The following is a 14,179-nucleotide window of genomic DNA, read 5'->3' as shown; positions in this document are numbered from 1 at the left end:
TCCGAGGAGGAGCGGGAGGAGAAGAAGAAGGCTCTGGAGGAAAAGGAAGAGGGCCTCAAGGAGCTCCTCGAAGCGCTCCAGAAGCACCTCGACGAGCACGTCAAGCAGGTGCGCCTGACCAACCGCCTGACCACCTCACCGGTGTGCCTGGTGGGCGCCGAGCACGACTACAGCCCGCAGATGGAAAAGCTCCTGATGAAGGGCAAGGGCGGCGGCCCCAAGCAGCGCCGAATCCTCGAGCTCAACCCCGAGCACGAGATCCTCACCCGCCTGAAGAAGCGCTTCGACGAGAATCACGAGGACGCCAAGATCAAGGACTACGCCGAGCTCCTCTTCGGCTACGGCCTGATCGCCGAGGGCTCCGAGCTCGAAGACGCCGTGGCCTTCAACCACGCCATGGCGGAGCTGATGACCCACTCGCTCTGAGTCAAGATCCTTCGCTGAAGTCTGAGAAAAGCCCCTCTCGGCACCAGGCCGGGAGGGGCTTTTCTAGCAGTCGGGGATGCTTCTGTGAACCATTCGCGAGGATGAAAAAGATCTGGCAGCCGACGAGGAGTAGGGGCAGGCCTTGTGCCTGCCCTCGGTGCTGATGTGCCCTCGCCGCGGGCGACCACGAGGGTCGCCCCTACCGGGTGGACCCAGGTTTTCCCGAGAGCGGGATCGTCTCGCGCTGGGGGCGTAGCGGTCGGGAGAAGTACTTCCAGGCCAGCCCGGGACCGCCTCCACAGCGGTCCCACAAGCCGTCCACAAGGAGGTGGCCCCCTGTGAACAGGCTTTCCACAAGCTTTCCAGGAGAGATCCACAGCCGCCGGCGCCCTCACAGCCGCTTTTCCACAAGCCTCTCAACAGGTGATCCACAGCCGGCAGGAACCGCTGCACGGGAAATCCGCAGCGAATCCGCAGGCCGGTGATGTTGAAGGGTCGAGGCGAGGGACCGACGAGGCCGTTCGGGGGAGGCCCTCAGCTCTCTCCGCCGAGGCGACGGGCTTCGGCGGCGACGCCGTTGACCATGCCCATGAGGCCCATGCTCTTGCCCATGGACAGCTCCTTGCCGAAGACGCGGTAGACCACGTCGCAGGGAACGCCGGCGACGGTTTCGGCGTCGAGGCCGGAAAGGCCGTCCCGGAGGATCACCGCCAGCGCCATGGCGGAAACCCCCTGGGGATTCTCCACCGCGAAGTGCAGCTGGACGGTGCCGTCCTCCTGGGGCAGCACCCACAAATAAGCCTCGGACTCGCAGGCCTTGACCCGCCGAGCCTCCGGATAAGGCTTGGGAGCGATGCTCTCCGGCACCGGCTCGAAGCGCTCGGCGAGGGAGATGAGGGCCTGGATGCGGTCCGCCCGGTCCGGGAAGAGATCTAGTGTCTCGAGGATTTCGTTCAGCTTCGGCGGTAGATTCAGATCGGCGCTTTCGGTCATCGGAGCCTCCAGACGGACCGGGGGCGATCAGCGCTCGATGGGCACTCCCACCGAATTGCCCCACTCGGTCCAGCTCCCATCATAGTTGCGCACGTTGGGGTAGCCCAAGAGGTAGGAGAGCACGAACCAGGTGTGGCTGCTGCGCTCGCCGATGCGGCAGTAGACCACGACGTCCTTGTCGGATTCGAGGTGCTTCTCCTGCTCGTAGATCGCCCGCAGCTCCTGGGCGCTCTTGAAGGTGCCGTCCTCGGGATTCACCGCCCGCGCCCAGGGCACGTTCTGGGCCCCGGGAATGTGGCCACCGCGCAGCGCCCCCTCGTTGGGATAGTCGGGCATGTGCAGCCGCTCGCCGCTGTACTCCTCCGGACTGCGCACGTCGATGAGCTGGCCTTCGTCTTCGAGGTGGTCGAGGACGTCGTCGCGGAAGGCGCGGACGGTGGCATCGTCGCGCTCCGGCGCCTGGTAGTCGGTAGAGGGATAGTCCGGAACCTCACGGGTCAGAGTCCGCCCCTCTTCCTGCCATTTGAGCCGGCCGCCGTCCATGATCCGCGCTTTGTCGTGACCGAAGAGCTGGAAGACCCAGAACGCGTAGGTGGCCCACCAATTGTTCTTGTCGCCGTAGAAGACGAAGGTGGTGTCGCGGGTGGCGCCGATGCGCGACATCAGCGCTTCAAAGGCCGCCTTGTCCAGGTAATCCCGCTGCAGAGGATCGTTGAGATCCCGAGTCCAATCCACCTCCACGGCCCCGGGGATATGGCCCGAGGAATAGAGCAGGGGATCCTCGTTGGACTCCACCAGGCGCACGTCGGAATCGCCCAGATGCTCGGCGACCCAATCGGTGGACACCAGAACCTCGGGTTGAACGTAACCACGGTCTTCGATAGCGGTCATTGGGGTGGCTCCTTTCGACACTCGCTCGGCAGCCGGAATTCTTGGCGGCCGGAATATTTGTTGATCAAATCAGTCACAAATGAGCTTACCACGCACCGAAACCACCTGCCCAGCCACTTCCTCCCACGCTCAGCAAACCTTTTTTGCTGCGATACGCGTAAACTGGAAGAGAGGCATTCGCAAAGCTGGCCCCTGTAGAGCTGGCCCCCGTAAAGCTAAGAGGCCGGGGAATCGAAGTAGCCCCGTCGCGGTGGCAAGGTCAACTACTACGTCGCCGGCAGCGACAGCATCTTGACAGGTTTGACAATCGGGTCACGGAGCGGCGGGGGCGGAGCCGGTGGGCATAAGATCCCCGGGATGTGCGGTCACTTGGATGGCCGCAGGCCTAGGAGCCTGCCGCTCCCCCTGAAACAGCCCCGTCGCCGAGGAGAATCATGTTTCCACAGCGCCAATCCCCCGAAGACAGATCCTCCAACGAAGCTTCGTCCAGCCTCGACTACCCCATCCACCCGGACCGCATCCCTTCCGGCACCGTGCGCCAGGGGCGCTACGTCCTGACCTTCGCCCGCGACGAGGCGCAGCTGTCGTCGGTGCTCCGGCTACGCTTCGAGGTCTTCAACCTGGAGCTCGGCGAAGGCCTGGAAGAGTCTTTCGAGTTGGGCCTGGATCGCGACCCCTTCGACGCCGTCTGCCATCATCTGATGGTCATCGACAGCCAGGACGGCCAGGTGGTGGGCACCTACCGCCTGCAGACCAACGAGATGGCCACCGAGAACCAGGGCTTCTATTCCGACGGCGAGTTCGACCTCGGCGAGCTGCCGCCGGAGGTCTCCGAATCCTGCGTTGAGCTCGGGCGGGCCTGTATCCACCACCTCCACCGCAACCGCCCGGTGCTCTTCCTGCTGTGGAAGGGTCTCGCTTCCTATGTCGCCTTCAACCAGAAGCGCTTCTTCTTCGGTTGCTCCTCGCTCACCAGTCAGGACCCCCGGGAAGGCCAGGCGATGCTCGAGTACCTCACCGCCCGGGGGCATCGCCACCCCACCGTCGCCGTTCCTCCGCGACCGGGGCTGGAATGCGAGGTGGAAAGCTCTACCGCCGAAGCGGCGGAGGATGTTAATGTCCCGACGCTGTTCAAGACCTACTTGCGCTACGGCGCCAAGATCTGCGGGTCTCCGGCCATCGACCGCGAGTTCAAGACCATCGACTTCCTGATGCTCTTCGACTTGGAGAGCCTGGACGAGCGGCGGTACCGCATGTTCTTCGGATAGAACCGAGTTGCCAACCCGATGATTCGAGCTCTTCTAGATTGAAGTCGACCTTCAAGGCCTTAGCGGTAGGACTATGGACTGCCTTCTGCCTGACTTGGGTGCTCGTGGCCAAGCTGGCGGCGAAGCTCCTGAGGCGCTCTCCTTACCCGTGGCTCGGCCTGCCCTATCGGCTGTGGGCCCGCGGCTCCGGGCGCATCCTCGGCATGCACACCACGGTCAAGGGAACGCCGCCGGAGATGCCCTTCCTGCTGGTCACCAACCACCTCAGCTACACGGATATCCTGCTGCTGGCGGGGCAACGGGAGTGTGCCTTCATCGCCAAGGGGGAGATCGCCGGATGGCCCGGGGCGGGCACCATCTGCCGCGCCGTGGACACCATCTTCATCGATCGGGAGAATCGCCGCGACGTGGTGCGCGCCGGCTCCAAGATCGCCGAGGCTCTCGAACAGGGGCGGGGGGTGGTGCTCTTCGCCGAGGCCACCACCTCACCGGGGGACACCATCCTCCCGCTCAAGACCTCGCTGCTGGCCCCTGCGGCGAATCGCCAGATACCGGTTCACTACGCCACCATCTCCTACCGCACGGAACCCGGGGACCCGCCGGCGAGCCGCGACGTATGCTGGTGGGGGGACGAAGGCTTCGGACCACATTTCCAGCGTCTGCTCCGCCTGCAGCGCTTCTATGCTACGGTCCACTTCAGCCGGGATCCAATCCAGGATGAGAACCGTAAACTCTTGGCAAAGCGGCTGCGGGCGGCCATGCTCGAGACCTTCATCCCAGTTACCTGATCCTCGGTGACCGGCCAGGCCAATGAACAGCCTACGAAGTATCCGGCCGCCGATCTGATCGGAGGGTGCATGCAAAGCCATCAATCCTTGATTCGTCACAACCTCGATCTGCTCGCTCAAGGGCTCGAGCTCCTGGACCGCATGGACGACGGCCTCTATACCGCGGACGTGGCGGCACTCTCGGCCCGGGCCGTGGGTTGCCACTTCCGCCACTGCCTGGACTTCTACGACCGCCTGCTCACCGGCGTGGCCACCGGCAGGGTCGACTACGACGCACGCAGCCGCCGTCAGCGCATCGAGAACGACCGCGAATTCGCCATGCAGGAGATCCAGCGCCTCCAGGAAGGGATCCAAGCCCTGGCCGGCTGCGAGCCGGAGATGCCCCTGGAAGTCAATCTGGACAACGCCCTGGCGGGCACCGGCGACACCGCCTGGAGCCATTCCACCCTACTGCGGGAGCTCCAGGCCCTGGTCTCCCACACGGTGCACCATTACGCTCTCATCGGCCTGCTGCTCAAAGCCCAAAGCTTCGAACCCGGCGAGGAGTTCGGCGTCGCTCCCTCCACCCTCGAGTATTTGCGCCAAGCCCAGACCCACTGCTCTTCCAGCTGAGCCCTTCGGAACTTCTGCGCCGGGATCCTAGACCGTGAAGCGACGAGGACGCCGCATCCTGCTGGCGTACCTGCTCCTGCTGATCCTGTCCCACGGCGTTCGCTGGTTCCAGCAGGAACGGAGCCAAGACCCTTCCAGCGAAGATCACCGCGCAGCCCAGGGCCGGCCCTTCGTCTTTATCGAGGAGGTCGGCGGTGCCGACTCGCCGCCCCGAGACATCCGGCTCTCCTACCAGCAATGGGGCGACGACGACGGCGCGCCGGTAGTGCTGCTCCATGGCAGCCCCGGCAGCAGCAACGACTTCGCCCGGCTGGGACCGAAGCTGGCAGCGGAGCGAACCGGAGCTTATTGGGCCGTGGCGCCGGATCTGCCGGGGTTCGGCGACTCGGAGCACGATGTCGCCGACTACTCCATCCTCGCCCACGCCCGCTATACCCTCCAGCTCATGGACCAGCTGTCCATCCAGCGAGCCCACCTGGTGGGCTTCAGCATGGGTGGCGGCGTGGTTCTGGAGATGCAGCGGCTGGCGCCGGAACGGGTTCGATCGCTGAGCCTGGTCTCGGCCATCGGAGTTCAGGAATTAGAGCTGCTGGGGAACTACCACCTCAACCACGGCCTCCACGGCTTGCAGCTCGGCGGGCTGTGGCTGATGCGCGAAGGCTTGCCCCACTTCGGCGTCCTCGACGACACCTTCCTCGGCGTACCCTACGCACGCAATTTCTTTGACACGGACCAGCGCCCACTGCGCGGCATCCTCCGGGCCTATGACGGCCCCATGCTCATCGTCCACGGACGAGGCGATGTGTTGGTTCCCATGGCGGCCGCTAGGGAACACCACCGTTTGGTGCCCCAGAGCCGTCTGGTGGAGCTGGAGCGCAACCACTTCTTCGTTTTCTCGGCGCCGGAGATCTTCACCGAGCCGCTGTTGGCCTTCCTCGACCAGGTGGATCGCGGCGCTGCAGCTACCCGGGAGGAGGTGACCCCGGAGCTTCGCCGGCAGGCCTTGGAGCCCTTCGACCCTTCGGTGGTGCCGTCGGCCCAAGGCTTCTCCCTGGTGGTGCTCTTCCTGCTGCTGGCCACCGCGACCCTGATCAGCGAGGACCTCACATGCATCGCCACCGGCCTGATGATCTCCGCCGGCCGCCTGGGCTTCTTCCCCGGCACCCTCGCCTGCATCACCGGCATCTTCGTCGGAGACTTGATGCTCTACCTCGCCGGCCGCTGGCTCGGGCGCCCGGCCCTCGGCCGCCGGCCCCTGCGCTGGCTCATCGACGAGGACGACGTGGAACGAGGCTCCCGTTGGTTTCGCCGCCGCGGGCCGCTGGTCATACTGCTCAGCCGCTTTCTCCCCGGCACCCGCCTCGGCACCTACTTCGTGGCCGGCCTGCTGCACACCCGCTTCTGGCGCTTCGCCGGCTACTTCCTGCTCGCGGTGGTGTTGTGGACGCCGGCGCTGGTCGGCCTGGCGGCGTGGCTGGGGGACGACGTCCACCAGCTTCTGGAGCGCTTCGGCCGCGGCGCCTGGGCGCTGGCGGCGGCGGCTTTGGTGCTCCTAGTAGCGGTGCGACTGGCGGTTTCCGCCGCCACCCACCAGGGCCGGCGCAGGATGCTCGGCCGCTGGCGGCGGTGGACTCGCTGGGAGTACTGGCCCCGCTGGGTCTTCTACCCGCCGGTGGTGCTCTATGTGCTCTACCTGGGGTTGCGCCACCGCCATCTCACCCTGTTCACCGCCGCCAACCCGGCGATTCCCGACAGCGGCTTCGTGGGCGAGTCGAAGAGCGCGATTCTCCAGGGTCTCAGCGAGTCGCCGGAGCTGGTAGCGCGCTGGCGGCTGCTGCCGGCGGCGACCGAGCCCGAGCAGCGCAAGAGCCAGGCCCGGAGCTTCCTCCAAGAATACGGGTTGAGCCTGCCGGTGGTGCTCAAGCCGGACGTGGGAGAGCGAGGCTCCGGCGTGCGGGTGATCCGCACCGAAGACGCCCTCGACCGCGCCCTCGGAGAGACCACCGAGGATCTGCTGATCCAGGAGTATGTAGGCGGCGAGGAGTTCGGGGTCTTCTACCTGCGCCTGCCGGAAGAGCCCAACGCGAAGGAGCCCAGCTCTCAAATGACCCGGGGACGGATCTTCTCCATCACCGACAAACGGCTGCCGGCGGTAACCGGAGACGGCCGCCGCACTCTCGAGAACCTGATCCTCGACGACGACCGCCTGGTGCCCATGGCGCGGCATTACTTCAAGGCTCAGAGAGCGGACCTGGACGAGGTTCTCGAGGCTGGCGAAGAGCGGCGTCTGGTAGACCTGGGCACTCACTGCCGCGGCGCCCTCTTCTTCGACGCCGGAGATCTGGCTAGCGAGGAGCTGCTGGAGGTGCTGGACCGCGCCTGCCGGCACTACCAGGGTTTTTACTTCGGACGCTTCGACCTACGGGTGCCGACCCGCGAGCATCTGCGGCGGGGCGAGGGCATCCGCGTCCTGGAGCTCAACGGCGTGACCTCCGAGGCGACGCATATCTACGATCCGGCAGGACGCCTGACCGATGCCTACAGGACTCTCTTCGAGCAATGGTGCCTGGCCTTCGAGATCGGCCGCCGCAACGTCGAACGGGGGCACCGCGCCACCGGCGTGGTTCAGCTCCTTCGCTCGCTGGTGCGTTCCGCGGAGCAGCACAGCTGATCCGTTTCGAATGAGATTCAGGAAGGCTCTTCGCGTTGACGCCAGAGGCGCGGCTCTTCGAGGCTGCGCCGCATCTGCTGCAGGGCCGCGACGGTGAGGGCCTCGGCAGCGGTGGCCCGCTGGAAGACCATGAACGCGGACACCGCCTCCCCCGGAACATCGAGGGAGTGGAGGATGGAGAGGGATTCGACAGCGAGGGGATGGATTTCGGACCAACGGCCCAACGCCCCCTGCACCAGCGCCAGATCCAAGGTCGCCATGGCGAATCGATGGCCGTCGTTCACCGAAGCGAAGCCCTGCCGCGCCGCCTCCAGCGTCTCCGCCGCCCGCTCATAACAGCCCAGGGAGCGCTCAACGATGCCCTCGATCCAGTCGCGATGCATCTGGTGCCGAACGTCCGCCTCCGGCGTCAAGGGATGCTCGTCCAGAGCGCGCCGAGCGGCGGTGCCGTAGCCCGCTTCCGCCAGGAAGAGAGCCAGGTTGCTGTAGGCGGCGGCCTCCCACTGGGGTTCCTGCTGAAAGTCCAACAGGGCGATGGCGCGGCGCTGGATTCCTACCGCGGCATGGGGATCCGCGGCCTCCCGCTCGGTCTGGGCGCGGTTCATCAGGACCTTGGCCGCGTCCTGCAGCTGCCCGACAGAGCGGTACAGCCATCCCGCCCGGCGCAAGGCCTCCCGAGCCTCCTGGTAGTGCCGGCGATCGCGTTGCAGCGAACCCAGGAGGTGGTGCACCTCCGCTTCGACCAGAGGATCCCCGCTGCCTAGATCCAAGGCCTCCAGCGCAACTCGAAACCGCTGGTCGGCACCGGAATAGTCGCTGCAGAGACGGAGCGCATTGCCCTGGTGGGCGAAGCAGCGGGCCCGTTGGTCGTGCAAGAGAGCGGCGCTACCCAATTCCTGATGGCAGTAGGCATAGAAGACCCACGCCGCCCGCAAGGCCAGGTCCGCCCGGCGGACGGTTTCGCAGGAATCCCAGGTCACCACCTCCCGTGCGAGCTGCACCAACGACTGGACGGCCGCCGGATGCCACCGGGAGGGCTCCCTCAGCAAATGCTCTTCCACGGCGTCCGGCGGCAGGGCGACCAACTCACCGGCGATGTCCGCCGCCGAGGTCTCAGAAGCCTCGATTCGCTGCCGGAGCTCCTGAACCCGGCGAGCCGCCGAAACAAAAGCGTCTTCGTAGTCGATGGAGGGAGACGAGGGGCTCTTCGGATAGGCCACGCTCGCACTCGGGGGTGGCAGCTGTTCCAACAAACGTTGTTCGTCGATCTTCCCTTGGAGCCAAAGCTGCACCCAATCGGCGAGCTTCGAAACGGAATCAGCCATCTCGGTCTTCCTTTTTCCTGCGGTTCGAGTCCGTGGAGGATAGCACAGACGCCTCAGCCCTCCGGACACTATCCAGGTACACGAGCAAAGACCCCGCAACCGACACGGCGGCTGCGGGGTCTCTTGGGACGGCGGCAGCCGCAGGGCTACCGCCGATGGATGAGGCTGTGGGTCAGGGCAGGCTGGAGCTGGCAGCGCAGCTCTGGATCTGTCCCTTGTCCCGGCCGCTGATCACGCCGGCCCTCTTGAGGTCGTTGCCAACCTGAGCGGCACAGCTGACGAAAGCGCCGTGATTTCCGGCACCGTCGGCGCAGGCCAAGATCAGGTCGGTGATGCTGCAGCCGTCGGCCAGCAGGGTGTTGGTCACCCCGGAATCGCAGCCGTCAATGACCACCGTCGAGCCCAGATCCGAGCTCGGACAAGCGTCCTCGATGTTGGGCAGGCCGTCGCCGTCGGAGTCGAGCAGCATCCAGCCTTCGTCCGCCAGCAGATAGGGCGTCAGATCGGTGGTGGTCGCCGTCGCGAGGTCGGCGCTGATGAAGGGCTCCATCAGCAGGTTCGGCGTGGCCACCGTATCCCAATGGGAGATGGACGAGCCGAGAGCCACCACCGACGGAGCGTAGAGACGCACGAGGCCGTTGTCGTCGGCCCCCGCCAGCAGATTGGGATCCAATCCCAGGGTGACGTTGACCCCGGGCAGCTCGCCCTTGATGGTGTTGCCGTCATCGAGGGTGAGCCCCACGGAGGTGATGGTGACGTTGGCGTCGAAGCCACCCATGGGAGCCGGCCCGCCGGCAACGTTGTTGGCGATGAGCACCGCCACCGCGCCCGCCGCCTGGGCGTTGAGAGCCTTCAGGGTGAAGGCGCAGGCACCGCGGTCGACGAGAGCGATATTGCCCGCCACCTGGGCGCCGTTGACCAGCGGCTCGCAGGCGTCGGTGACCACACCGCTGCCGTCATCCGCCAGCACCACATTGCCGGTGAGACCGGCGGTGGTCAGCTGAGCACCGAAGGCGGCGGTCTGGATCTGGTAGGTGCCGGCGATGGAGCCCGGCGAGTTGATGGTCATCACCGGACGGTTGCCCAGGAAGTTGGGCGCCTGAGCGGTGACGATGGGGCCATCCCAAACCACCTCGCCGGTGTTGGCCGCCGAGAACGCCCGCTGGGCATCGGTCATGACATTCCAGTTGATGCCCAGGGTGTTGTCCCGGGTGAAGGCGGTGTAGACGTCCGGCAGCCCCAGGGGGCCGGTGCCGTCGGTCTCGTTGATGAAGTTGGCGAAGCCCAAGCCGTGGGCCAGCTCGTGCATCAGCACGTTGAGGAAGTCGATCTCATTGGCGCCCGGGTTGTTGTCCAGACCGTAGTACCAATTAGCTCCCCCGATGCAGTTGGGGTCGTTGTTGATGGCGCCGTTGAAGAAGGCCACGATGTCGTCGTTGAACGGCGGCACCAACAGGCCCGGGTCCGGCGGTCCGGGGGTCAGATCGAAGCCCGCCAGCTTGTTGGCCAAGGCCGAGTGATACCAGTGGTTGGGCAGAATCGCCCCGGGGAAGTTGGTGAAGATCTGGATCGTACCCGCCGAGCCCAGGGTTCCGCTGGTGGGCGTGCAACCCAACGGCTGGAACGTCGCCTGGACGACGATGTCGACGTTGCTGTCCAGGGTGGCCCCCCAAAGGTCCGCCGCGAACTGGAAGGCGATGAGACGCTGGTCACCGAGGGTGGTTCCGGGGTTGCCGCCCAGGGGCGTCGCCGGAGTAGGGTCGTTGAAACCGATGCCCGGGGCGTCGACGTTGTTGACCACGATGTTGGCGGCCGCGGCGGGCTGGGCCGGCGCCAGGGCCATCACGAAGCAGAGAACGGCAAGGAAGGGCAAGAACAAAAGATTACGATTCGACATGGATTACTTCTCCTCCGCAGCGGCGTTGATGGACACGGGCGCTTGCGAAGCGACATCCTGGGACACGTCTCCGTGGGCTCCGCAATTCCAGTGCAGCGAGCCGTCCGGCGTTACGTGAGCCATGGAGGTACTGAGGTAGGAAGTGTCGAGCACCAGCGACATCATGCCGCTGCCGTTCTTCTTCGGCACCTGGTGGCGAGTCGCCTCCCCCAGGCCGGCGATGACGTTGCGGGAGATCTCTGCCGCCTCGGACTCCGTCGGCGGACGCAGACGGCCGTTCTCGTCAACGTAGACCCGCAGGCCGTTGAGGGTGGTGACTTCGGTGTAGGTGGGCTCGTTTACGTCGGCTTGGGCGGCTTGCGCCTGGGCTGGGACCGGCTCGGCGTGCTGCTGGCCCGCGGCCGGCAACACCGTGAGGATCAGGGCCACCGCCAGGGCGAGCCCCGCCAATGACCGTGAGCGTCTCGAGAAAAGCTCTTGCATGGGCAAATCTCCTTACTTCTGTAAAGGATGAATGAGATTGCGCGGATCGCCACGAAGCGATCTGGCGCATTCGGAAGGTAGAGGACCCTTGATAGACACAGCTCGGTCGACGGCCCGATTCGACCGAGAACGGCAAGAGACGTCTCGAAGATGTCGAGAACTCCGCCCACTGCGTCCGGAAGGAACAGCAGTTCGGCTTGGCAAAAATGCCGAAGAATCAGAATAAAGCTACTACAGGTGTCCTTCGTTGACAATGGCGTTCCATTTTCCAGCCGCGCAGAATGCTCGGACCGCGGGCCGGATTGGGCCTCCGCAGGAAGGACTCGAAAAGCGCCCCACGACTCTCATCCGCCCATCGACCGACCGGCGCGGCCCGGACGAGTCGGCCCGGACGAGCCAGCCCGGACGGGCCAGCCTGAGAGCGGGCCAGCCTGGTAGGATCCTCACCCAGAAAGGGCCCGTGCAGCCCCACGGGTGATCCGAGCGAGCGTGAACTTTCGTCTGGCTAGCTACAACATTCATCGGGCCATCGGCGTCGACCGGCGTTTCCGCCCGGAACGTATCGTCGAAATCCTCGCGGATCACGATGCGGACATCGTGCTGCTGCAGGAAGTCGACGAAGGTGCGCCCCGGTCCCGGGAGCTCGATCTGGCCAAAGAGCTGGCCCTCGAGCTGGGTTTCGAGCACTATGCCGTGGGGCACAACGTAACCCTGCGCAAGGGCCGCTACGGCAACGCCACCCTCAGCCGCTTTCCCATCCTGCGGGAACGCAACATCGACCTCACCATCGGCATTCGCAAACGCCGCGGCTGTCAGCACACCACTCTCGCTCTCGGTGCGGAAGAAACGAGCCCGCGGCTGGAGATCTTCAACATGCACCTGGGGCTCTCGGCGCGGGAGCGCCGGCAACAGGTCGGGTTGCTGGCCAGCTCACCGGAATTCGCCCAGCTGAGCCACCGCTGCCCGTGCATCGTCGGCGGCGACACCAACGACTGGCGCTCTCAACTGCGGCCGTTCTTCGTCGAGGCCCTGGACTTCATCTGCGCTACCGACCGCCAAACCCGCCGCGGTCCCCGGGCGATCCAGACCTATCCGTCCTTCTCCCCCCGGGGCGCCCTGGATCGGCTGTACTATCGCGGCCCCCTTCAGCACGGATCGGTCTACCGGTGCCGGCACAAGATCGCCCAGGTGGCCAGCGATCACCTTCCGGTCATCGCCGATTTCAGTTTTGACGACGCCCCCCAGCGGGAGGACGGCGAGGCCAGTGCGGGCTCCTGACCAGGGAATGAAGCACCGCCGCCAGCTGTTTTGCCATGAGCATGAGCCGCTTTTCCCGTAGCCTCCTCCACAGCATCGCGCTGGTCGTTTTTCTGGCCTTCTTCGTGCTCGTCGCCCCGAGCGCCAGCGGCCAGACCACGGCTGAACAGCCGGCCAGCCACCAGGAAAGTAAGCCGGACAAACCAACCAACGCCGCGGCTGCTGCAGAAGCCCCAGACACCGAGTCCGCCCCGGACGACGACGACGCCCAGCCAGAATCCCCAACCCCGGAGACACAAGACCCGGGGACGCTGCAACCCATGGCCCAGCGCTTCGTGGACTGGCTGCGCAACATCGAGCCACTGATCCTCCGCGAGGAAAAGCAGGCCTTCCTGGAGCTGCGCACGGACTACCAGCGCGACGCCTTCATTCGCCGCTTCTGGCAGGCCCGGGACCCCTATCCCGAAACCGCCCGCAACGAGCTGCGGGACCGCTGGGAACGCTATGTGGAGCTCGCCCGCTCGCTCTACGGCGGTCTTCAAGACGACCGAGCTCGGATCCTGCTGGTGCACGGCAAACCGGCCTCGGCCTTCGCCGTCCGCTGCACCACCACCCGCAGTCCGGTGGAAGTGTGGATCTACCGCGGCACCGAACAGATCAACGTCAACATCATTCTGATCTTCTTCCGCGAGCGCGGCACCGGCCCGGCGCGGCTCTGGCAGCCCGGCAGCTTCGCCGGAGAGCAGCAATTCGAGGTCGCCAAGGGCTGCCTCAACGGCGACCAAATGGTGCAGGCCCTCAACCTCATCCGGCGCTCCCCCGGAGAGTACGACCTCAAGCTGCGGGGAATGCTCTCCAAGCCCTCCCCGCGGAGCAGCGAGTGGCTGTCCACCTTCGAATCCTTCAGCACCGAGCTTCCTCCCGGAGCTCCGACCTTCGAGGCGAAGGTGGAGATCGATTTCCTCGGTCGCTATCAGAGCCGCACCGTCACCCAGGGCGTGCTCAAGGTGCCGGTGGAGGCAGTGGAAACCGCGGTGCTGGCGGGTTATGAGAGCTACGATTTCACCCTCACCGGGGAGGTGGTGATCGATGACAGCCTGTTCGAGAGCTTCCGGTACAAATTCGGCTTTCCCGCCGACAGCGTTCGCTCTCCGGTCTTGCCCCTGGCCTTCCAGCGCTATCTGCGGCCGGGAACCTATCGGATTCTGCTGAAGCTGGAGGACACCAACCAACAGGCCTTCTTCCGCTACGAAGCCGAAATGACGGTGCCGCAGCTGGAGGACACTTACGAGCTGGCGGTGCGGGTCGATCCGGAGAGCGCCGAGCTCTTCGCCGAGGCCACCGCCGCGGTGACCGAGGGGGAGACCTCGATCAAGATCATCCAGCCGCGGTTGGATCTGCTCACCGGCTTCACGCGCTTCGACACTCTCGCCCTGGGAGACGAAATCGAGAAGGTGGTCTTCCTCCTCAACGGCCAGGAGGTGCTGACCAAGAACCGCCCGCCGTACAACGTCGAGATCGACCTCGGCCCGTTCCCACGGCTCCACGAGCTACGGGTCGAAGCCCTC

Annotated in this window: 12 protein-coding genes; 7 read left to right on the top strand and 5 right to left on the bottom strand. The window is 65.6% G+C overall.

Going from position 1 to position 14,179, the window contains the following annotated elements:
- Positions 1-426, top strand: a 426-nt coding sequence (locus tag SX243_20305; protein ID MDY7095326.1) for a molecular chaperone HtpG, incomplete at its 5' end; no start/stop codon positions are given.
- Positions 427-960: 534 nt separating this feature from the next.
- Here the strand turns inward: SX243_20305 and SX243_20300 are convergent.
- Entirely contained in the window at positions 961-1,419 is a 459-nt protein-coding gene (locus tag SX243_20300; GenBank protein ID MDY7095325.1) for a SufE family protein, read from the bottom strand.
- Between the two features lie 27 nt (positions 1,420-1,446).
- Positions 1,447-2,310 carry a sulfurtransferase gene (locus tag SX243_20295; protein MDY7095324.1) on the bottom strand — a complete coding sequence of 288 codons (864 nt, stop codon included), beginning with the start codon at positions 2,308-2,310 and terminating at the stop codon, positions 1,447-1,449.
- A gap of 434 nt (positions 2,311-2,744) precedes the next feature.
- Here SX243_20295 and SX243_20290 point away from each other — a divergent pair, with 434 nt between their 5' ends.
- The 4 genes from SX243_20290 to SX243_20275 all read left to right on the top strand — a co-directional run bounded on the left by SX243_20290 (position 2,745) and on the right by SX243_20275 (position 7,649).
- Positions 2,745-3,578 (top strand): GNAT family N-acyltransferase, encoded by an 834-nt coding sequence (locus SX243_20290; GenBank protein ID MDY7095323.1) that lies wholly within the window; start codon positions 2,745-2,747, stop codon positions 3,576-3,578.
- A 38-nt stretch (positions 3,579-3,616) separates the two neighbouring features.
- Positions 3,617-4,366, top strand: coding sequence for a lysophospholipid acyltransferase family protein (locus tag SX243_20285; protein MDY7095322.1), 750 nt, complete (start codon positions 3,617-3,619; stop codon positions 4,364-4,366).
- A gap of 69 nt (positions 4,367-4,435) precedes the next feature.
- The gene (locus SX243_20280; GenBank protein ID MDY7095321.1) at positions 4,436-4,978 is read left to right on the top strand and encodes a hypothetical protein; all 543 of its coding nucleotides are present in this window, start codon (positions 4,436-4,438) and stop codon (positions 4,976-4,978) included.
- Between the two features lie 34 nt (positions 4,979-5,012).
- Positions 5,013-7,649 carry an alpha/beta fold hydrolase gene (locus tag SX243_20275; protein MDY7095320.1) on the top strand — a complete coding sequence of 879 codons (2,637 nt, stop codon included), beginning with the start codon at positions 5,013-5,015 and terminating at the stop codon, positions 7,647-7,649.
- A gap of 17 nt (positions 7,650-7,666) precedes the next feature.
- Here SX243_20275 and SX243_20270 read toward each other — a convergent pair whose 3' ends face one another.
- The 3 genes from SX243_20270 to SX243_20260 form a co-directional block, all read right to left on the bottom strand.
- The gene (locus SX243_20270) at positions 7,667-8,974 is read right to left on the bottom strand and encodes a hypothetical protein (GenBank protein ID MDY7095319.1); all 1,308 of its coding nucleotides are present in this window, start codon (positions 8,972-8,974) and stop codon (positions 7,667-7,669) included.
- 172 nt (positions 8,975-9,146) lie between these two features.
- Positions 9,147-10,871, bottom strand: a complete 1,725-nt coding sequence (locus SX243_20265) for a PA domain-containing protein (protein MDY7095318.1) — start codon at positions 10,869-10,871, stop codon at positions 9,147-9,149.
- Between the two features lie 3 nt (positions 10,872-10,874).
- On the bottom strand, positions 10,875-11,354 hold the full coding sequence (locus SX243_20260; GenBank protein MDY7095317.1) for a hypothetical protein: 480 nt from the start codon (positions 11,352-11,354) through the stop codon (positions 10,875-10,877).
- A gap of 489 nt (positions 11,355-11,843) precedes the next feature.
- Between SX243_20260 and SX243_20255 the strand changes: the two genes are divergently transcribed.
- Positions 11,844-12,632: an endonuclease/exonuclease/phosphatase family protein gene (locus tag SX243_20255; protein MDY7095316.1), complete on the top strand. Its 789-nt coding sequence runs from the start codon at positions 11,844-11,846 to the stop codon at positions 12,630-12,632.
- 41 nt (positions 12,633-12,673) lie between these two features.
- A partial coding sequence (locus SX243_20250; protein ID MDY7095315.1) for a GWxTD domain-containing protein occupies positions 12,674-14,179 on the top strand: 1,506 nt, incomplete at its 3' end.

It is taken from the genome of Acidobacteriota bacterium (genome assembly GCA_034211275.1).
In the GTDB taxonomy this organism is placed as follows: Bacteria; Acidobacteriota; Thermoanaerobaculia; order Multivoradales; family JAHZIX01; genus JAGQSE01.
The sequence above is the reverse complement of the archived record's forward strand: the minus strand, read 5'-3'. Positions and strand labels throughout refer to the sequence as shown.